This window comes from Gordonia sp. YC-XJ4, from assembly GCF_059511865.1.
The window spans coordinates 3,266,465-3,286,175 of the sequence record NZ_CM183447.1; the positions used below are offsets into that span (position 1 = coordinate 3,266,465).

The window sequence follows — 19,711 nt, forward strand, 5'->3', positions numbered from 1 at the left end:
CGCTTCGTATCATCGCCACGTGACCGACGATCCAGCCGTCCCCGATGACGGTCGAAGCGCGCCACGGCAACTCGGACCGATCGACTCGGCGACCAGCGCCCGAGCCAACCGCGCGTGGTGGGACGCCGAGACCACCGATTATCACGCCGAACACGGCGACTTCCTGGGCGCAGGCGCACCCGGGGGCGATTTCGTGTGGTGCCCGGAGAATCTTCGGGAGTCCGACGCACACCTGCTCGGCGACGTGCGGGGGAAGACCGTGCTCGAGATCGGTTGCGGATCGGCGCCGTGTTCCAGGTGGCTTGCCGTGCAGGGCGCCGACGTCGTCGCGACCGATCTCTCGCGGCGCATGCTGGGGTACGGGCTGGCTGCGATGGCGCTGTTCGACGAGACCCCGGTTCCTCTCGTCCAGGCCACGGCTGAGGCACTCCCCTTCGCCGATGCCACCTTCGACATCGCTTTCTCTTCGTTCGGCGCGGTGCCGTTCGTCGCCGATTCGGGGCGCGTGATGGCCGAGGCCGCACGGGTTCTCGTGCCCGGTGGCCGTTGGGTGTTCTCCATCAATCACCCGATGCGCTGGATGTTCCCCGACGACCCCGGACCCGACGGTCTGACCGTCGCGATCCCCTACTTCAATCGCACCCCGTACTCCGAGGTCGATGCCGACGGCACCATCACCTACGTCGAGCACCATCGGACCATCGGTGATCGCGTCCGTGAGATCCGTTCCGCCGGTTTGATTCTCGACGACATCGTGGAGCCGGAATGGCCCGACGACCTCGAACGCGTCTGGGGTCAATGGAGTCCGCTTCGGGGACAATACTTTCCGGGCACCGCAATCTTCTGTTGCCGCAAGCCGGACAGCTGACTTCGTTCAGCCCTCTGGCCGTCACGTCACACGGGATCGAACCGGAACACCGCGCACCGACCGGCGAGCGCCTCGAACTCGTCGGGGGTGCCCTCGGTGACCAAACCCGACCGCGTCATGAACTCGACACCGGAGGGCACGAGTTCGGGAAACCGTCGGAGCAATGGACGGGCCTGCGCCGCATCGAGTTCCACCATGCGCACGGTTTCCGAACGCCGACGGGTACGCAGGGTTGCGGTGTCGGCGGCGCGGGCGTAGCGTTCCCAGTCCGAGCCGGGGAAACCGGACACGACGTAGCGATGACCGTCCACGGTCATCGGGGTGATCGGCGTCGATCGGGGCTTACCGCTGGTGCGTCCGGGCACGGTGAGGATCACCGGACCCTCGTCACCGAAGATCGGTATCCCGACCCTCGTCACCGCCATCAGCACCTTGTTCATCGGTTTCAACCACCACGGTGGCCGCGGGCTCGCATTCGTCATGCCCTCCGAGGATAGCCGCGCCCGGCTCACAGGAGTTTGGACAGGAAGCTCTTGGTCCTCTCGTGCTGCGGATTCGCGAGAACCTCACGCGGATCGCCCTTTTCGACGACAACACCGCCGTCCATGAACACCAGCTGGTCGGCGACCTCGCGCGCGAAACCCATCTCGTGGGTGACCACCACCATCGTCATCCCGGACGCCGCGAGCTCCCGCATGACGCCGAGTACCTCGCCGACCAGTTCGGGATCGAGCGCCGAAGTCGGCTCGTCGAAGAGCATCAGCTTGGGTTCCATGGCGAGGGCACGCGCAATGGCGACTCGTTGTTGCTGCCCGCCGGAGAGCTGGGCCGGATAGGTATCGGCCTTGTCCGCGAGCCCCACCCGGTCGAGCAGTTCACGGGCGCGCGCGAGTGCGGCGTCCTTCTTCTGCTTCTTGACCTGTGTCGGTGCCTCGATCACGTTCTCCAACGCGGTGCGATGCGGGAACAGGTTGAAATGCTGGAACACCATGCCGATGTCGCGCCGCTGCTTGGCCGCATCCTTCGGGCTCATCTCATAGAGCTTGTCGCCGCGTTCGCGGTACCCGATCAGATCACCGTCGACGTAGAGCCGCCCGGCGTTGACCACCTCGAGATGGTTCACGCAACGCAAGAACGTCGACTTCCCCGATCCCGATGGGCCGATCAGACAGAGGACCTCACCCTTGGCGACCTCGAGGCTGATGCCCTTGAGCACCTGCAGGGTCCCGAAGCTCTTGCACACCCGATCGGCGCGAACCATCGGTGGCGCAGCGGTCTCAACGGCGCTCATCACTCTCCTCGTCGACGGCGAGCACCTTGTTCTGCGCAGCCGCCATCGCCTTCAATTGTCGGCCGGTCAACTGTCGCGACGCTCCTCGTGAGTAGTAGCGCTCCAGGTAGAACTGGCCGACCATGAGCACGCTGGTGACCGCGAGGTACCAGGTCGAGGCCACCATGAGCAGTGGAATTGGCTGGAAGTTGACACCAGAGATATCTGCTTGCACACCGAACAGTTCGCCAGTGAACGGCACCGCAACCACGAGGCTCGTGGTCTTCAGCATGCTGATCACCTCGTTACCGGTCGGCGGAATGATCACTCGCATCGCCTGTGGCAGAACGGTTCTGCGCATGGTCTGCGACCACGACATACCCAACGCGATCGAAGCCTCTGTCTGTCCCTCCCCCACTGAGGACACACCAGCGCGAACAATCTCGGCCATGTATGCAGACTCGTTGAGGGCCAGTCCGATCATCGCGAAGAGAAACGCCGAGTACAGATCCTGCATGTTCAGGTGTGCGAACTGCACCACAAACGGTATGCCCAGGTCGATGCGTTTGTATATGGAAGGGAACAAACCCCAGAACACCAGCTGAACGTAAACCGGTGTCCCTCGAAAGATCCACAAGTAGACCCACGACACCGACCGTAGAACCACGTTGGGTGACAGCCGCATGATTGCAAGGAGGACACCAAGGATGACGGCGATCACCATCGCGAGCACCGTGAGCAACAGCGTGTAGCCCGCACCGACGAGAATCCGAGAGTCGAACAAGTACTTCCCGTAGGTGGACCACCCGTAGGCGGGATTCGTCGCTGCACCGTAGACGAACAGCACCACCAGAATCAGGACGATCGCAGCTGCCACCCACTGTCCGTAGTGCCGCAGCGGCACCGCTTGGATGGCCGTCGGTTCTCCCGGTCCGTCGTCAATTGGCGACGGACCGGAAGTGGAGATTGCTCCCACGTCAGCTGACCGGCGGGTTGATCACCGGCGTCTGAATCATCCCGGCTTGGACTGTCCAGTGCTCGGCGATGGCCTTGTACTGACCGTTGTCGATGAGGTACTGAAGCGCCTTCTGCATGGCTGGCCCCAACGACGATCCCTTCTGCACGGCCCACCCGTAAGGTTCGGATTCCGCAACCCCGCCCGCCAACGCCAACTTTCCGTTGGATCGGGCGATCGCGTACGCGGTCACCGGAGAATCAGCCGACATGGCATCAACCTTGCTCAACAGGAGCGCGTTGGTGGCCTGATCCTGACTGTCGAACTTGACAATCTCAATCGCGTCCTTACCTGCGTCAGTGCACGCCTTGCTCTTTGCGGGCAGTTCGGTATCGGCTTCCACCGTGTGAGACTGGACCGCAACCTTCTTGCCGCAAGCATTATTCGGATCGATCGCCTCGCCCGTTCGCTGCGCCCATTGGATGCCCGCGCTGAAGTAACTCACGAAGTCGACCTGCTGTAGTCGCTCGGGATTCACAGTGAACGAAGACATACCCACGTCATAGGTCCCCGCAACGATCGACGGGATGATCTTGTCGAACTGCGCCTCGATGTACTGCGGTTTCAGCCCGAGGACCTTGGTTACAGCGTTCATCAAGTCAACGTCGAAACCAATGATGTTGCCGCTGCTGTCCTTGAACTCGTTGGGCGAATATGGCACGTTCACCCCAACCTTGAGTTCGCCGCTGCTCCGTACGTTTTCGGGGAGGAGCGCAGCGATCGCCTCGTTCTTGGCGACTTGCACATTGGTAGGGCTGATGTCGGCACCCAGCGTGGCGGTGTCGTTGTCATCGTTCGAGCAGCCCGCCACCACAAGGGCGATCACCCCCACGAGCAACATGAAGATCCCGGGCAGACGTCGTAGGCTGCCGAACGATCGGAGATCGCGCATCACAACTATCCCTTCGCGCCTCGGAATCACTCTCCGGGGCAGGTCGGCCGATCAGAAGACAGGGCTGTCCCCCGCCGTCTGAACTTACTTCCTCGGAGCTGCTTTCACCGGTTGGTTACGAGAGATTAACCGGTTCGGCCTTGCCGACTCAGGTGATCGACCACGGCGCGGCCGACATCGGCCGTCGTGGCAGTACCGCCGAGATCCGGTGTCCGGGCACCGGCGGCGACGCTGTCACCGACGGCGGTGTCGATGGCCGTGGCTGCCGCGAGCATCCGACTGTCGTCGTGGCGGGTTCCCCACCACCGCAACGCCATCGCGGCGGAGGCGATGATCGCGATCGGATCGGCCACACCGCGTCCGGCGATGTCGGGGGCTGCGCCGTGCGAGGCCTGCGCCATCACGACCGTGTCGGAGCAGTTGACCGATCCCGCGGTGCCCAACGATCCGGCGAGTTCACCCGCGAGATCGGACAGGATGTCGCCGAACAGGTTCTCGGTCACGACGACGTCGAAGTCGCCGGGCCGACGAACCAGCAGGGCCGCCATGGCATCGACGTGTTTGTCGTCCACCACGAGTCCCGGATACTGCTCGGAGACCTCCCGACACACATCCCGGAAGAGCCCGGTGGTCAGTCGCAGCACATTCGCCTTGTGCACGATGGTGAGCCGACCCGAACGTTCGCGCGCGAGTCGGCACGCCTGATGTGCGATCCGTTCGGTCGCCGCACGTGAGATCACCCCCACGGCGAGCGCGACGTCGGGCGTGGGCATGAATTCGCCCGACCCGACCGTCATGTTGCGATCGGCGTAGAAGCCCTCGGAGTTCTCCCGGACGATGACGACGTCGAGGTCGGGCGCGAGTGCGCCGACACGGGGCATCGCCCGGCACGGTCGCAGGTTGGCGTAGAGCCCGAATCTCTTGCGGATGGTCGCACCCGGGGTGAGGTCAGCGGCGAACTGCGCCGGGTAGCCCGCCGAGTCATGTGGGCCCAGGATCCAGATGTCGAGATCGTCGAGCGCCTCGAGCGTCTCCTCGGGGACCGGACGCCCGTGAGTCTCGATCGCCGTCACGCCGAGTGGCAGTGACACCCAATCGAATTCGATGCCGGCGAGCTCGCCCGCCGCGGAGACGACGTCCCTGGCGACGGGGACGATCTCCGGCCCGATTCCGTCGCCGTCCATGACACCGATGCGTCGTCGCGTCCTCGTTGTGTTCATCGGACCGAGCGTATCGGCTGAACCGACCTTGAACGGGCAGGCGTGCGACCCATCCACGCCTGCTGTTGACAGCGGGTGTGACGTGCCTCATGCTCTTAACCGAATCTGATTCGTTTAACCCTCCGCAGATCTCACAGCTTGCGAAAAGAGCACTCCCATGACCCGACAACCGGCGACCCCATCGATTGCCACTCCGCCCGAGCCGGCACGCCCCGAGGGCCTCGACAGTCCACCACCACCGGAAATCGGCCTGAAACAGAATGCGCTCGGCGCACCCGCCATCGCCTTCATGGTGATCGCGGCGGCCGCACCGCTGACCGTGATGGCAGGCGTCGCCCCCTTGGCACTGTCCATCGGCGGGGCCGGGGCGCCGGTCGCCTACCTGGTTGCCGGTGCTGCGTTCGCGATCTTCGCCGTGGCCTTCATGGCGATGACCAGGGCAACCGGCGGAAAAGGAGCGTTCTACTCCTACATCACGCTCGGTCTCGGCCGGTCCGTCGGACTCGGATGCGGGCTGTTGGCCGTCGTCGCCTACAACGCCCTGCAGATCGGCGTCTACGGTTTGATGGCCATCCAGACCCAGGACGCGATCACCCGCCTGTTCGGCATCACCATCGGGTGGCCCTATCTCGCACTCGCCGCGATCGTGATCGTCTGGTACGTCGGGCGGCGCGGAATCGACGTCGGGGCGAAGTTCCTCGGGGTGCTGCTCTCCCTCGAAACCGGGATCCTGCTGATATTGGCGTTCGCCGTGCTGGCACAGGGCGGCGCCCACGGGATCGGCTTCGACTCCTTCCATCCGTCCGCGGTGTTCGCTCCCGGGATGGGTGGCATCCTCGCCTTCGCCTTCGCCGCGTTCATGGGATTCGAGTCCACCGCGCTCTACCGCTCGGAGGCGCGCAACCCCGACCGGACCATCCCCCGGGCGACATACTGGGCGGTCGGCTTCATGGCCATCGCGTACTGCTTCATCGTCTGGTCGATGGTGCAGGCTTTCGGCGCCCGCGAAGTCCAGGCCGCGGCCACCAACAACGTTGCGGGACTGTTCTTCTCCGCGATGACCCATTACGTCGGAACGTGGGCCACCGACGTCATGTCGGTCCTCATCGTGACCAGCGCACTGGCCTCGCAGATCGCTTTCCACAATGCGATCACCCGCTACACCTATTCGCTGGCCCGCGACGGTGTGCTGCCCGCCTATCTCGACCGCACCCACCCGGTGTTCCGGTCACCCGCGCGCGCCGGTGCTCTGCAAACCGTCATCGCCGTGGTCGTCGTGGGCGCCTTCGCCATCGCCGGCGCCGACCCCTACTACCGCCTCCTGCTCCTGGTGAACACCCCCGGAGTGGTCGGGATCATTGCGCTGCAACTGATCACCGCGATCGCCGTGGTGGCCTACTTCGCGCGCAAACGCCTCGTGCGAGTCGAACGGGTCGCCGTCATCGCCGGAATCGTCAGCATCGTGGTACTCGGTGTGGCGCTGGCGGTCCTGATCTCGAAGATCAATCTGCTCACCAATGCCGACTCCACCACCAATACCTGGTTGGTCGGCCTCGTCGGTGCCGTGCTGCTCGCGGGAATCGCGGTGGCCCAGTACTTCCGGCTGCGACGACCACGAATCTTCGATCGCATCGGCGGGCTGTACGACGACCCGCATGCCGACACCGAACGCTGAACACACCGAGGAGACCACCGAAATGAGCCCGGCAGACACCGTCCTGTTCGCCCGCACCATCCATACCCTGCGTACCGGCGCGCCCGTCGAGGCGCTCGCCCTCCGGGACGGCCGGGTCACCGCCGTCGGCGACGCGCGCTCGATCAAGACCGAGATCGGTGGCGCCACCGACGTCATCGACCTCGGTGACGCAACCCTGACGCCCGGACTGATCGACGGGCACATCCATCCGGTACTCGGCTTGAAGATGACCGCCGGACATGACCTTTCGTCGGTGACGAACCTCGACGAACTCGCCGTCGCGTTACGCGCTGCACCCCGAAACGACGGGTGGGTGCTCGGCTGGGGGCTGGACCCCAACGTTTTCGGCGACCGGCCGATCACCCATGCGCCGATCGTCGAGGCACTCGGTGACTATGTCCCCGTGTTCATCTACCTCTTCGACGCGCACTCGGCGCTCGCGAGTCCGGCCGCGTTGCACGCGGCAGGGGTGAGCGGACCACGGCCCTTCGCGGGCAACGCCGAGATCGTGTGCACCGACGGGATTCCCACCGGGCACCTACTCGAACTCGAGGCCGTCGAGCTCGTCGACGGCGCCCTACCGAACGAACCGGCGACTGCTCGTCGTCGGCGACTGCACGAGGTGCTGACCGCCATGGCGCAGTCCGGGATCACCTCGGGCAACGCCATGGATTTCGAGGCGGACAGCGGAGAACTCGTTGCCGCCCTGGAGGACTCGGGAGACCTGCCGATCCGGCTGCGGTTCGCGCCGTTCTGTATGCCCGGCACCGACCGTGCACAACTCGACCACATCGTCGAGTTGCAGAGGCGTGGCGGGCGACGTTGGCGGGTCGACGGGGTGAAGTTCATGATCGACGGCACCATCGACGGCGGGACCGCGTGGCTCGAACACGCCGACGCACACGGCGAATCGACCGCGCCGCTGTGGCCCGATCCAGCCGAGTACCGCGAAGCCGTCCGTTATCTCGCCGCGCGTGGGGTGCCGACGGTGACCCACGCGATCGGCGATGCGGGCATCCGATATGCCCTCGACACCCTCGCCGACACCCCGGCGACACCCACCGGCGTCCGGCATCGGATCGAGCACATCGAAACCCTGCCCGACGATCTCGTGTCGCGGTTCGCCGCGACCGGCGTCGTCGCCAGCATGCAGCCCAACCACTGCACCCTCTACACGCGTGGCGATCAGAGCGACAACTGGTCGGTCCGGCTCGGTACCGAGCGCGCGAACCGGGCGTTCCGCACCCGCGACATCCGCGATTCGGGAGCACTGTTGGCGCTCGGATCGGATTGGCCGGTGGCACCGTTCGATCCGCGCAAGATCCTCGCCGACGCACAGTTGCGGCGTCGCGCAGGCCATCTCGACGAGATCCCGGTGTGCCCGGAGCAGGGGCTGACCGCCTCGATGGCCTTGGAGGGGTACACCTCGCACGCCGCACGCGCCCAGGGGTCTGCCGACGCCGGCTGGATCGGAGTCGGTGCCCGCGCCGATTTCACCGCGTTCGCCGTCGACCCGTTGACCGCCCCACCCGACGAGCTGGCCGACGCTCCCGTCGTTGCGACGATGGTCGACGGCCGGTTTGTGTTCCGAGCGTGATCGGTTCGCGCCGGATGATGTCCTAGGCTGACGTCGTGCCCCGACCGACCTCGCCGCTCCTCGACCGCGAATCGATTGCCCGCGCCGCGCTCGCCGAACTCGACGCGAAGGAGACCTTCACCATGCCCGGCCTGGCCAAACGGCTGGGCGTGGCGGTCTCCTCGCTCTACCACCACGTCTCCGGACGCGAAGAGGTGCTCGAGCTGGTGCGCGGAACCATCGCGGTGGCGATGGCCGACGACGTCGACTGGTCCGGCGGCTGGCGTGCGGCGGTCACGACGTGGGTGCGCACCTACCGGGACGCGTTCGGGGCGCATCCGGCGCTGGTGCGTGCGCTGACCGGGCAGACGGTCGAGGCTCCGGCGATTCTGAACAGCTACGACCACCTCGCGCGATGTCTCAGGGCAGCCGGATTCGCCGACACGGAGATCCTGCACCTCATCACGCTCCTCGACACCTTCGCGCTCGGCTCGGCACTCGACGCCGCGGCACCGGCGACGGTCTGGTCGGTCGCGTCCCTCGCCGACAACAGTGCGCTCGCCCGAGCGGTCGCCGCCGCCCCGAGCGGTCGCGAACGCGCCGATGCGGCCTTCGATTTCGGGCTCGGCCTGTTACTCGACGCGCTGGAACGTCGGCTGCTTCAGGAAACGCGTTGACCCACCCGCGTCACTCGACGCGTTGCTTGACCACGCACGATCCGGAGTCGAAGTGCGCGCAGACGTCTTCGGCGTCGGTGCGCGACTCGGCGGGACGGGCCACCACGTAGCGACTGCCCGATCCGAGCATCTCACCGGGCAGGATCAACGAACCGTAATGGTTGTCGCGGGCTTGTTCGGCCCGCCGATAGCTGCCGAACGCACCGAACTGCGCGTACCAGACGGTGTCGGCGACCGGTGGCACCGGAAGCGATGGGGTCGGTGCGTCGCTCGGCTCGCTGCCCTGGGGTGTGGTGTCCTCGGGTGTTGTGTCGTCGGGGGTGGTCTCGGTCGGTGTGGCCGACTCGGTCGTCGTCTGAGTGACGACGATCGTCGGAGCCGTCGAGCCTGCGGCCGTACTCGGACCCGTATTCCATTGACCCCCGGACAGTTTGAGTCCCACGATGACTGCCGCGACGGCGATCAGACCGACGACACAACCCACCACGACCGGGACCACCCACGGCGGTCGGGACGGACGCCGGTCGTCATACATGCGCTACTCGTGATCGTCGCTTGTTCATCATCGTCGGAGGGTGATCGTCAGTGCGCGGCGTCGTCCCACGAGCGACCGTAGCCGACCGATACCTCCAACGGCACCGACAACGTGATGGCGTTGCCCATTTCTTCGCGGACCACGGTCTCGACCTGATCGCGCTCGCCGTCGGCGACCTCGATGACGAGTTCGTCGTGCACCTGCAGCAGCATCCGCGAGCGCAACTCCTCGGCGGTGAGCCGCTTGTGCACGTTGATCATCGCGACCTTGATGATGTCGGCGGCGGTGCCCTGGATGGGCGCGTTGAGGGCCATGCGTTCGGCTGCCTGTCGGCGCTGCCAGTTGTCGCTGTTCAGATCGGGGAGATAGCGTCGGCGGCCGAACAATGTTGCGGTGTACTCGTTTCGGCGCGCCTCGGCGACGACGTTGTGCAGGTAGTCGCGCACCCCACCGAACCGGGCGAAATAGGCCTCCATCTGTTCCTTGGCCTCGTCGCGACTGATCCGCAACTGCGCGGCGAGCCCGAAAGCGCTGAGCCCGTAGGCAAGTCCGTACGACATGGCCTTGACGCGGTGGCGCATCTCGGTGGTGACCTCGTCGATCGGCACGCCGAACGCGCGGGACCCGACGAAGTTGTGGAGATCCTCGCCGGTGTTGAACGCCTCGATCAGCCCTGCGTCCTCGGACAGGTGTGCCATGATGCGCATCTCGATCTGGCTGTAGTCGGCGGTCATCAGACAATCGAACGGCGTCCCGTCCTCGGCACGACCGACGACGAAGCCATGACGGATCTCGCGGCCGGCCTCGGTGCGCACCGGGATGTTCTGCAGATTCGGTTCGGTCGACGACAGTCGTCCCGTGGCCGCGACGGTCTGATTGAAGGTCGTGTGGATCCGGCCGTCGTCGGCAACGGATTTCAGCAACCCGTCGACGGTCACCTTCAGCCGGGTGGCATCGCGATGCTCGAGCAGATGTGCGAGGAACGGATGCTCGGTCTTCTCGTACAACGTCTGCAAGGCGTCGGCGTCGGTGGTGTAGCCGGTCTTGGTCTTCTTGGTCTTGGGCATCTCGAGTTTGTCGAACAGCACCGTCTGCAGCTGTTTGGGCGAACCGAGATTGATCTGTTCTCCGATGACCTCGTAGGCCGCTTCCGCCGCGGCGCGGATGCGCTCGGAGAAACCTTCCTCCAGGGTGCCGAAGTGATCGACGTCGACCGCGATGCCTGCGGCCTCCAGATCCGACAGGACGAACAGCAGCGGCAGCTCCATGTCGGTCAGCAGGGGCCGCGAATCGATGCGATCGAGTTCGGTGTCGAGGGTGTCGGCGAGTTCGGCGACCGCACGCGCCTCGAGCATGTGCTGCTCGGCCTGCTGGGCCAACCCACCGTCCTCGTCGAGCAGCGAGAGCTGATCGTTGCCTGCACCGTCGTCGGCGCGCAGCTCTCGACGCAGGTAGCGCAAGGCCAGATCGTCGAGGTTGAACGAGCGTTGGCCGGGGCGCACCAGGTAGGCGGCCAGCGCGGTGTCGCTGGTGACGCCGCGCAGCGTCCAGCCGCGCGAGCGCAGCGCGTGGATCGCCGACTTGGTCTCGTGCAGGGCCTTGGGCGTGTCGGGGTCGGCCAGCCAGCCACCGAGGGCCTTCTCATCGGCCGGGTCGAGCTGGGTGATGTCGACATACGCCGACACCCCGTCCGCGGCGGCCAACGCGATCCCGGTGATGTCGGCACCGACGACGGTGTGTGGCGCGGTCACGGTCAGCCCGGTGCGCCCGGTCCGTGCGTGATCGGCGAGCCAACCGGTGATCTGTCCGGCCGCCAGCACCGAACCGTCGAGGTCGAAGCCTGCCTCCGCCTCGGGCTCGACCGAGCTGAGCGTGGAGAACAACCGATCCCGCAGCACCCGGAACTCGAGATCGTCGAACAGCTGGTGGATGCGGTCACGGTCCCAGCCGACCCGGGCGAGATCGTCGGGCCCGGCAGGCAGCTGCATGTCTCGGATGAGTTCGGTGAGTTGACGATTCGTCTGTACCGACGCGAGATTGGCCCGCAGCGCGTCGCCGACCTTGCCCTTGACCTGATCGACGTGATCGACGAGGGAGGCCAGTGAACCGTATTCGCGAATCCACTTCGATGCCGTCTTCTCCCCCACGCCCGGGATACCCGGGAGGTTGTCACTCGGGTCCCCGCGCAGCGCCGCGTAATCGGGGTACTGCGATGGCGTCAGCCCGTACTTCTTCTCGACCTCTTCCGGGGTGAAGCGGGTCAGGTCGGAGACACCCTTGCGCGGGTAGAGGACGGTCACCGAATCGTCGACCAGCTGCAGCGAGTCCCGGTCACCGGTGACGACGAGGACCTTGAAACCCTGCGCCTCGGCCTGGGTGGCGAGTGTGGCGATGATGTCGTCGGCCTCGTAGCCGTCGATCGCGAACACCTGGATGCCGAGCGCATCGAGGACTTCCTTGGTGACGTCGACCTGCCCGTTGAACTCGTCCGGCGACTTCGACCGCTGCGCCTTGTACTCCGGGTACATCTCCGAGCGGAAGGTCTTCCGGGAGACGTCGAACGCTGCGGCGATGTGCGTCGGCTCCTCGTCGCGCAGCAGGTTGATGAGCATCGAGGTGAAGCCGTACACCGCATTGGTGTGCTGACCGGTCTCGGTCTTGAAGTTCTCGGCCGGTAACGCGAAGAACGCCCGGTAGGCCAGGGAATGCCCGTCGAGGAGCATCAACGTCGGCTGGGTGCTGGCCTTGGTCTTGCCGCGGGTGGCGGTCGAACTCTGTGCGGGACTCACCCGGACGAGTCTAGTGGCGACCCCCGACAGACCTTCGCCGCCCGCGACCACCGGCCGAACCCGGCGAGGCGGTCATCCCTTGCGGAACATCGGCCACACCGACGGGCCGCCGGGAAGCCGGACCTCGCGCACCACCTCGAACCCGAAGCGCTCGTACAGCGGAATGTTGGCGATGTTGGAACTCTCCAGATACGCCGGTCCGTCTACGCGTGCGATCCCGGCCTCGAGCAGGGCGGTGCCGATGCCCTCGCCATGCCGGATCGCGCCGAGCTGCCCGAGGTACCAGTGCGGTTCTTCGGGTCGCAGCCTCGCGAAGGTGGACTCGACCACCGCACCGCGGCGAATTCCCGACCGTAGCGAGCGGACGAACCCGACCAGCGCACGGATCTCGTCGAGACGCGACACCCGGTACCCGTGCGGATCCCACGCCGCGACCCCGACCGGCTCCCCGGCACGTACCGCGAGGTCCGGCGCCACGTCACTGCGGTGCGTCCAGCGGACCAGGGTGCGGAACATCTGCACGTCGCCGCGCGGATCCGGCGCGATCCACCGGGTGACCGGATCGTCGATGAAGGCTTGCGCCAGAAGCGAACTGGTCACATCGAGATCGCGGGTGGGAACAACCGTCGTGTCGGCCATGTCCCGACTCTACGTGCCGGCCGAGGCGAACCGGACTCAGGCGACGCCGAGGTAGGCCTCGCGCACGGCGTCGTCGACGAGCAGATCCTTGCCTGCCCCCTCCTTGGTGATCGACCCGGTTTCGAGGATGTAGCCGCGGTCGGATCGGCTCAGCGCCTGCTGCGCATTCTGTTCGACCAGCAGGATCGTCGTGCCCTCGCTGTTGATCTGTCCGATGATCCGGAAGATCTGTTGGATCACCATGGGCGCCAGCCCCATCGACGGTTCGTCGAGCAGGAGCAGCTTGGGCCGAGCCATCAGCGCACGCCCGATGGCCAGCATCTGCTGCTCACCACCGGACATCGTTCCACCGAATTGTTTTCGGCGTTCACCGAGCCGCGGAAACACCTCGAACACATGCTCCAGGGCCTCGTTGTAGGCCGTCTTGTTCTCGAATTTCCGCCCGTAGCAACCCATGTCGAGATTCTCGAGGACCGTCATCCCCGGGAAGATACGCCGACCTTCCGGCACCTGGATGATGCCGCGTTTGACCCGCTCGTGTGGTGCGAGGCGGGTGATCGACTCCCCGTTGAAGCGAATGTCGCCCTGTGTCAGCTTGTTCAGCCCGGAGATCCCGCGCATCGTCGTCGACTTGCCCGCACCGTTGGCACCGAGCAGCGTCACGAGTTCGCCCGCCTCGACCCGCAACGAGATGCCGTGCAGCGCCTGGATGCGTCCGTAGTGGATGACGACGTCGGTGAGTTCGAGAACCGGCGGTACCGAGACCGATTTCCCTGACACAGACTGCCCCGACTCTCGCGGCTCTGACTCTCGCGCTGCAAACTCGTGCGGCTCAGACATGTTCGTCGATCTGATCATCGGGTACCCCCAGGTAGGCGGCGATCACCGCCGGATTGTCGCGGACGTCTTTGGGTGACCCCTCGGCGATCTTGCGACCGAACTCGAGCACCACGATCCGGTCGGTGACGCCCATGACCAGTCGCATGTCGTGTTCGATGAGCAGGATCGTGTACCCGTCCTGTCGGATCTTCTCGATCAAGCCCATCAACGCCGTCTTCTCGCTCGGGTTGAAGCCGGCGGCCGGTTCGTCGAGGCACAGGAGTTTCGGTTCGGTGGCCAGTGCTCGTGCGATCTCGAGTCGACGCTGATCGCCGTAGGGCAGGTTGGATGCCTTTTCCGCAGCGCGTGGACCGATCCCGACGAACTCCAGCAGCGCCATCCCGCGATCCACGGCATCACGCTCTTCACGGTAATGCCGGGGCGTCCGCAGGATGCCGCCGAACACCGAGGTCTTGTGGCGCGCATCGGTGCCCACACAGACGTTTTCCAGCGCCGTCATCTCTCCCCAGAGCCGGACGTTCTGGAAGGTGCGGGCGATACCTCGGCGGGTGATCTTGTGCTGCTTGAGCTTTCCCAGCGGCGCATTGTCGAAGGTGACCGTGCCGCGGGTGGGCCGATACACCCCGGTGATCGCGTTGAAGCAGGTCGTCTTTCCCGCACCGTTCGGCCCGATGAGGCCGAGGATCTCACCGCGGCGGATCTCGAAACTGACGTCGTCGAGGGCGGCCAACCCACCGAATTCGACGGTGAGCCCCTCCACCTTGAGTAGGGTCTCACCTTCGTCGACTGCGATATCACGTTGCGGTGCAACGGCTTCGGCGACCGCTTCGGGATCGGCCAGATCCGGGTCGATCTCGGCCGGATTGACCAGGGTGGTGGCCTCGGGGTCGGAGTTCACCTCGGCGATCTGCTTGGTGAGATCCGGTGTGGCAGATGCCGGGTTGGGCTCGTCGGGCGTGCGGTGACTCATGCGGCCGCCTCCTCGGTCGGCGTCGCCCGTTTGGGGGTGCGCCGGATCGCGGCATACACCTGGCGTCCGAACGTGATCAGTCGGGCGCGTGCTGGGAACAGCCCCTGCGGACGGAAGATCATGAGCACCACGAGGGCGATCCCGAAGAACAGATACTTGTACTCGCTCAACGCTTCTCCACCCACCGAGATGCCCTGCACGCGGGCCGGCAGGTAGATGATGATGAACGCACCGGCGATCACGCCGAGCTTGTTGCCCTGGCCGCCGAGGACCACCGCACACAGGAACAGCATGGAGTTGATGACGGTGAACGCCGTCGGGTCGACATACTGCACCTGCCCCGCGTAGAAGGCACCGGACAGGCCGCCGATGCCGGCTCCGATGACGAACGCCCACAGTTTGTATTTGAAGGTCGGCACACCCATGATCTCGGCGGCGTCCTCGTCCTCGCGGATGGCCACCCAGGAACGACCCACCCGGCTGCGTTCGAGGTTGCCGATGACGATGAGCACGATGATCACCGCAGCGATGCCGAACCAGTACCACCACACGCCGTAGTTGAGTGACGAGGTGTTGTTGGCGGTCGAGAACACACCACCGGGGCTGTCGGCGGACCGGCCGATCTCCGGGTAGAGCACGCTCTGCAACCCGGTGGCGCCGTTGGTGACGTCGGTGAGGTTGTCGGCGAGCAACCGCACGATCTCACCGAACCCGAGGGTCACGATCGCGAGGTAGTCGCCGCGCACGCGCAGCGTCGGGGTACCCAGGATGACACCGGTGATCCCGGTGATGATGATCGCGAGCGGCACACACGCCAGCCACGCCCACGGACCGGAGAAGAATCCGTGGTCGGTGCTGCCCCACAACGGGCTCGACGGGCTGGTCAGCAGCGCGACGACGTAGGCGCCGACGGCGTAGAACCCGACGTACCCGAGGTCGAGGAGACCGGTCTGCCCGACCACCACGTTGAGACCGATCGCGATCAGGGCGGTCATCGCGAAGGTCGCCATCACCACCCCGAAGTTGGTGGCGGTCGTGGTGATCAGAGGTGGATTGATGACGGGGAGCAGAGCGATCAGGATGATCAGCGGAACCCCGACGAGCCACTGCATGACCCGTGGCAGGCCTTCCCACCAGGTTCGGATGGCGTCGCCCAGCCCATGACGTTCGGGCGACGTGAACGATGTCGGTGCAGTCGTCATACCCTCGCCTTTCCGAGCTTCTCTCCCAGGATGCCCGTCGGACGGAACATGAGCACCAGGATCAGCAAGGCGAAGGCCACCACGTCCTTCCACTGGTTGCCGAACACCACCGACCCGTAGTTCTCCATCACCCCGAGCAGCAGGCCGCCGAGGAGTGCGCCGCGGACGTTGCCGATGCCACCGAGTACCGCGGCGCAGAACGCTTTGATGCCCAGGATGAATCCGCCGTTGAAGATGATCCCGTTCGGTACACGCAAGGTGTAGAGCAGTGCCGCGGCGCCGGCGAGTAGGCCGCCGATCAAGAAGGTGACCAGGATGATTCGCTCCCGCGAGACCCCCATGAGCAGGGCCGCATCGGGGTCCTGGGCCACCGACCGGATGCCGCGTCCCAAACGTGTCTTGTTGATCATGAAATCGGTGCCGAGCGCCAACACGATCGCCGACAGGATGATCACCATCGTCAGATTGGTGACCGGCGCACCGAAGATGGTGAACTCCTCGACGGCCTGGGCCAGCCGGATCGTCGGCTGTGCGCTCGATCCGCCCAGCGGCGGGTCCACCGGAACCTTTGGCAGCACGTAGTGCACGAACTCCTGGAGCACGAACGACATGCCGATCGCGGTGATGAGGAATGCCAGCGGTTTGGCGTTGCGTCGTCGTAGTGGTCGATAGGCGACGAACTCCAGTCCGACGGCGGCACCGCCGGCCACGACCATGCCGCACAGTCCCGCGAGCGCGAGATACACCACGGTCATCAGCGTGCCCTCGGCGTAGACGTTGCCCGACGGACTGAAACCCATGATGAGCAGGCCGATGTAGGTGCCGAACATGCCGAGCATGAACACCTCGGAATGCGCGAAGTTGATCAGTCGCAGTACGCCGTAGACCAGTGTGTAACCCACTGCGACAAGGGCATACACCGATCCGTAGGTCAATCCCTCGATGGTCAGACCCCAGAAACCGTCGACGAGCGAGTGGACGTCGAAGCCGATGGTCGACGCCACGTCGGTGGTCGTCTGGGCCGCCGCGAAGAGTGTGCTCACGTTTCCTCCCCTTCAGCCGGATGAGAGCAGCAACATGCGGTGCGCCCGGACCACCGGACGGTGGCCGGGCGCACCGGATGTGTCGGACTTACTTGACCTCGTAGACCCAGATCAGCGACGAGGTGAGCTCGCCGTCCGGTGTCCACGAGTACGGGCCGGCCAATCCCTGGCCCTTGTAGGTCCGGATGAACTCCAGCAGCTTCGGACGCGTGGTGTTGCCCTCTTCGATGCCCTTCATCATGATCGAGGCGATGTCGTAGGCCTGCACCGAGTAGACGCCGGAGGCCTGGTTGAACGCCGCCTGGTACTCCTTGGCCAGCGTTGCCGGCGCCGGACCACACGGGCACGACAGGTAGGCACCCTTGGCCGAATCTCCGGCCTGGGCAACGAATTGCGGGTCGTTCGTGCCGTCACCGGACGCGAAGGTCACATTGGGTGCGGCCGACTTCAACTGCTGGGCCAGCGGTGCTGCCTCGGCGTAGTACCCGGCGTAGAACACTGCGTCGGGACTCGCGGCGGTCACCTTCGAGATGATCGCGGAGAAGTCGCGCTCACCGGTCTTGACGTTGCCCGAGCAGTCCGAGTCGGCGGCCGAACCGAGCGACTTGGTCACCACCGCGGCCAGGCCGACACCGTAGGCGCTGTCGTCCTCGATGACACAGACCTTCTTCTTGCCCAGGGTGTTGGTCAGGTACTTGCCGACCGCCGCGCCTTGGGCGTCGTCATTGGCCAGCCCGCGGAAGAAGGTCTTCCAGCCGTTCTGCGTCAGTGCGGCGTTGGTGGCCGAGGCGGTCACCGACACCAGACCGGCCTGATTGAAGATGCCGCCGGTGGCCTTGGTCTCGCCCGAGAACGCCGGACCGATCAAGCCGATGATCGAGTTGTCGTTGGTGATCTGCGGGGCGACCTGGGTGGCCTTCTGCGGGTCTCCCTCGGTGTCGAAGCGCTTCAAGGTGATCTTGCAGTCGGGGTTCGCCTTGTTGTGCTGATCGACGGCCAGCTGTGCACCGTTGACGATGTTGATACCGAGTGCCGCGTTGGCGCCGGTGAGGGCGCCGGCCATGGCGATGGTCGACGGATCGCACTTGGCGCCGCCGGGCTGGGCCGGATTCAGAGCCGCCGACTCCGCGGCCGGCGGGACCTCTTTGCCCTCGGTATTGATCTGATTGAGAGCCGAGATCGTCAGACCCGAATTACTCGCCGACGAGCCGCCACTCGCACCGGACCCAGAATCAGTGGACTTACTACTACACGCCGAGACTGCGAGGATTCCCGTCAGTGTCACCGCGATCGCTGCGGTCGCCATTCGACGTCGCATACTTGTTGCCTCTCATCCGCCCGCCCGGCGTCGCCGGGAGATCTACCCCGTAGATCCTGAGAGGAACATAGACCCGACGACCGGCCTTCGCGGGGTAACTGAGGGAAACCGCGCAGATCGGCATCGAGCTTGTTTCAGAGATTTAACGAACGACCCGTCGAGGTCACTCCTGCGGACCGAGTGTCTCCACCACAACCTGCGCCACGGCCTTCATCGTGGTACGGCGGTCCATCGCCGCGCGCTGAATCCACTTGAACGCCTCAGGTTCCGACAACGACTGCTTCTCCATCAACAGGCCCTTGGCCCGCTCGACGAGTTTGCGGGTCTCGAGACGGTCGGTCATCGACGCGACCTCTTTCTCGAGTTCGCGAAGTTCCTGATACCGACTCACCGCCACCTCGATGGCGGGCACGAGATCGGCCTTGGTGAAGGGCTTCACCAGATAGGCCATCGCTCCGGCCTCGCGGGCCTTCTCGATGAAGTCGCGCTGACTGAATGCGGTGAGCATGACCACCGGGGCCAGCCGCTTGCTCGCGATCTCGCCGGCCGCATCGATTCCGTCCCGGACGGGCATCTTGATGTCCATGATCACCAGATCGGGGGCGAGCTGTTCGGTCAGCTCGACGGCCGCCTGACCATTGGGTGCCTCACCGACGACGTCGTAGCCCTCTTCGCGCAACATCTCGATGAGGTCCATCCGGATCAGCGAGTCGTCCTCGGCCACGAGAACCTTGTGGCCCACCTGCGCTCCGTCCGGCGTCACCGGCGCACTGTCCACCACCGTCACCATCCCCTCCTCCACGTCGAGCGATCGACCTGCGTGAACACCCAGGCCACGCCCGTCGCGCACGACGGACGATGAGGGGAAGAGTACCGGTTGGATCGCTGCTCGGCCGATCTACTAGACTCGTCTCTCGCAGCTCGGCGCAGTTGCATGCCCTCGTAGCCCAATTGGCAGAGGCAACGGATTCAAAACCCGTACAGTGTGAGTTCGAGTCTCACCGAGGGCACGTGAAACCCCTGTTCATCAGGGGTTTTTTAGTTCCGCGACTTGTCCCACGCCACTCTCCGTGGGACATCGATGGGGCAAAGGGGTGTCCCCAAGCGGGTTTTTGTGACCTGTCCAACCGTGCGAACTGTTGGAAGGAACACCCTTGAATC

The 19,711-nt window shown here is 65.3% G+C and carries 18 protein-coding genes and 1 tRNA gene; 5 read left to right on the forward strand and 14 right to left on the reverse strand.

All coding sequences use genetic code 11. From position 1 onward, the window contains the following. The first annotated feature begins 19 nt into the window (after positions 1–19). Positions 20–868, forward strand: coding sequence for a class I SAM-dependent methyltransferase (locus tag AC5ZH6_RS14395; protein ID WP_094600658.1), 849 nt, complete (start codon positions 20–22; stop codon positions 866–868). Between the two features lie 26 nt (positions 869–894). On the opposite strand, the gene AC5ZH6_RS14400 is transcribed toward AC5ZH6_RS14395, so the two are convergent. From AC5ZH6_RS14400 to AC5ZH6_RS14420, 5 genes are all read right to left on the reverse strand, one after another. After that, positions 895–1,350 (reverse strand): nitroreductase/quinone reductase family protein, encoded by a 456-nt coding sequence (locus AC5ZH6_RS14400; protein WP_014360240.1) that lies wholly within the window; start codon positions 1,348–1,350, stop codon positions 895–897. A 26-nt stretch (positions 1,351–1,376) separates the two neighbouring features. Continuing rightward, positions 1,377–2,159 carry an amino acid ABC transporter ATP-binding protein gene (locus AC5ZH6_RS14405; protein ID WP_020171012.1) on the reverse strand — a complete coding sequence of 261 codons (783 nt, stop codon included), beginning with the start codon at positions 2,157–2,159 and terminating at the stop codon, positions 1,377–1,379. Then, the gene (locus AC5ZH6_RS14410; RefSeq protein WP_014360242.1) at positions 2,146–3,114 is read right to left on the reverse strand and encodes an amino acid ABC transporter permease; all 969 of its coding nucleotides are present in this window, start codon (positions 3,112–3,114) and stop codon (positions 2,146–2,148) included. The genes AC5ZH6_RS14405 and AC5ZH6_RS14410 overlap by 14 nt, the downstream gene beginning before the upstream one ends. A 1-nt stretch (position 3,115) precedes the next feature. Then, a complete protein-coding gene (locus AC5ZH6_RS14415) occupies positions 3,116–4,045 on the reverse strand; it encodes an ABC transporter substrate-binding protein (RefSeq protein ID WP_026920064.1) in 930 nt (309 codons plus the stop codon). A gap of 125 nt (positions 4,046–4,170) precedes the next feature. Next, a complete protein-coding gene (locus tag AC5ZH6_RS14420) occupies positions 4,171–5,265 on the reverse strand; it encodes an isocitrate/isopropylmalate dehydrogenase family protein (protein ID WP_193361532.1) in 1,095 nt (364 codons plus the stop codon). 157 nt (positions 5,266–5,422) lie between these two features. Between AC5ZH6_RS14420 and AC5ZH6_RS14425 the strand changes: the two genes are divergently transcribed. From AC5ZH6_RS14425 to AC5ZH6_RS14435, 3 genes are read left to right on the forward strand one after another with little or no spacing between them, the layout of a single operon-like run. After that, positions 5,423–6,940: an APC family permease gene (locus AC5ZH6_RS14425; protein WP_288337286.1), complete on the forward strand. Its 1,518-nt coding sequence runs from the start codon at positions 5,423–5,425 to the stop codon at positions 6,938–6,940. 22 nt (positions 6,941–6,962) lie between these two features. Next, complete coding sequence (locus AC5ZH6_RS14430; protein ID WP_026920063.1) at positions 6,963–8,558, forward strand: amidohydrolase; 1,596 nt, start codon at positions 6,963–6,965, stop codon at positions 8,556–8,558. Positions 8,559–8,593: 35 nt separating this feature from the next. Next, positions 8,594–9,214 carry a TetR/AcrR family transcriptional regulator C-terminal domain-containing protein gene (locus AC5ZH6_RS14435; protein WP_014360247.1) on the forward strand — a complete coding sequence of 207 codons (621 nt, stop codon included), beginning with the start codon at positions 8,594–8,596 and terminating at the stop codon, positions 9,212–9,214. A gap of 10 nt (positions 9,215–9,224) precedes the next feature. On the opposite strand, the gene AC5ZH6_RS14440 is transcribed toward AC5ZH6_RS14435, so the two are convergent. From AC5ZH6_RS14440 to AC5ZH6_RS14480, 9 genes are all read right to left on the reverse strand, one after another. Continuing rightward, positions 9,225–9,749, reverse strand: a complete 525-nt coding sequence (locus AC5ZH6_RS14440; protein ID WP_020171011.1) for a hypothetical protein — start codon at positions 9,747–9,749, stop codon at positions 9,225–9,227. A 47-nt stretch (positions 9,750–9,796) separates the two neighbouring features. Beyond that, on the reverse strand, positions 9,797–12,538 hold the full coding sequence (gene polA, locus AC5ZH6_RS14445; RefSeq protein WP_035734481.1) for a DNA polymerase I: 2,742 nt from the start codon (positions 12,536–12,538) through the stop codon (positions 9,797–9,799). A gap of 72 nt (positions 12,539–12,610) precedes the next feature. Further along, positions 12,611–13,177: a GNAT family N-acetyltransferase gene (locus AC5ZH6_RS14450; protein ID WP_496167379.1), complete on the reverse strand. Its 567-nt coding sequence runs from the start codon at positions 13,175–13,177 to the stop codon at positions 12,611–12,613. Between the two features lie 36 nt (positions 13,178–13,213). After that, entirely contained in the window at positions 13,214–13,957 is a 744-nt protein-coding gene (locus AC5ZH6_RS14455; protein ID WP_006373248.1) for an ABC transporter ATP-binding protein, read from the reverse strand. A gap of 52 nt (positions 13,958–14,009) precedes the next feature. Further along, positions 14,010–14,987, reverse strand: a complete 978-nt coding sequence (locus tag AC5ZH6_RS14460; RefSeq protein ID WP_006373247.1) for an ABC transporter ATP-binding protein — start codon at positions 14,985–14,987, stop codon at positions 14,010–14,012. Beyond that, positions 14,984–16,189 (reverse strand): branched-chain amino acid ABC transporter permease, encoded by a 1,206-nt coding sequence (locus tag AC5ZH6_RS14465; protein WP_014360252.1) that lies wholly within the window; start codon positions 16,187–16,189, stop codon positions 14,984–14,986. Before AC5ZH6_RS14465 ends, AC5ZH6_RS14460 begins: the two co-directional genes overlap by 4 nt. After that, positions 16,186–17,232, reverse strand: a complete 1,047-nt coding sequence (locus AC5ZH6_RS14470) for a branched-chain amino acid ABC transporter permease (protein WP_006373245.1) — start codon at positions 17,230–17,232, stop codon at positions 16,186–16,188. The genes AC5ZH6_RS14465 and AC5ZH6_RS14470 overlap by 4 nt, the downstream gene beginning before the upstream one ends. 88 nt (positions 17,233–17,320) lie before the next feature. Next, positions 17,321–18,550: a branched-chain amino acid ABC transporter substrate-binding protein gene (locus AC5ZH6_RS14475; RefSeq protein WP_014360253.1), complete on the reverse strand. Its 1,230-nt coding sequence runs from the start codon at positions 18,548–18,550 to the stop codon at positions 17,321–17,323. Between the two features lie 163 nt (positions 18,551–18,713). Next, positions 18,714–19,340 carry an ANTAR domain-containing response regulator gene (locus AC5ZH6_RS14480; protein ID WP_205741410.1) on the reverse strand — a complete coding sequence of 209 codons (627 nt, stop codon included), beginning with the start codon at positions 19,338–19,340 and terminating at the stop codon, positions 18,714–18,716. 146 nt (positions 19,341–19,486) lie between these two features. Here AC5ZH6_RS14480 and AC5ZH6_RS14485 point away from each other — a divergent pair. After that, a tRNA-Leu gene (locus AC5ZH6_RS14485) sits at positions 19,487–19,560 on the forward strand. The last annotated feature ends 151 nt before the right edge of the window (positions 19,561–19,711 follow it).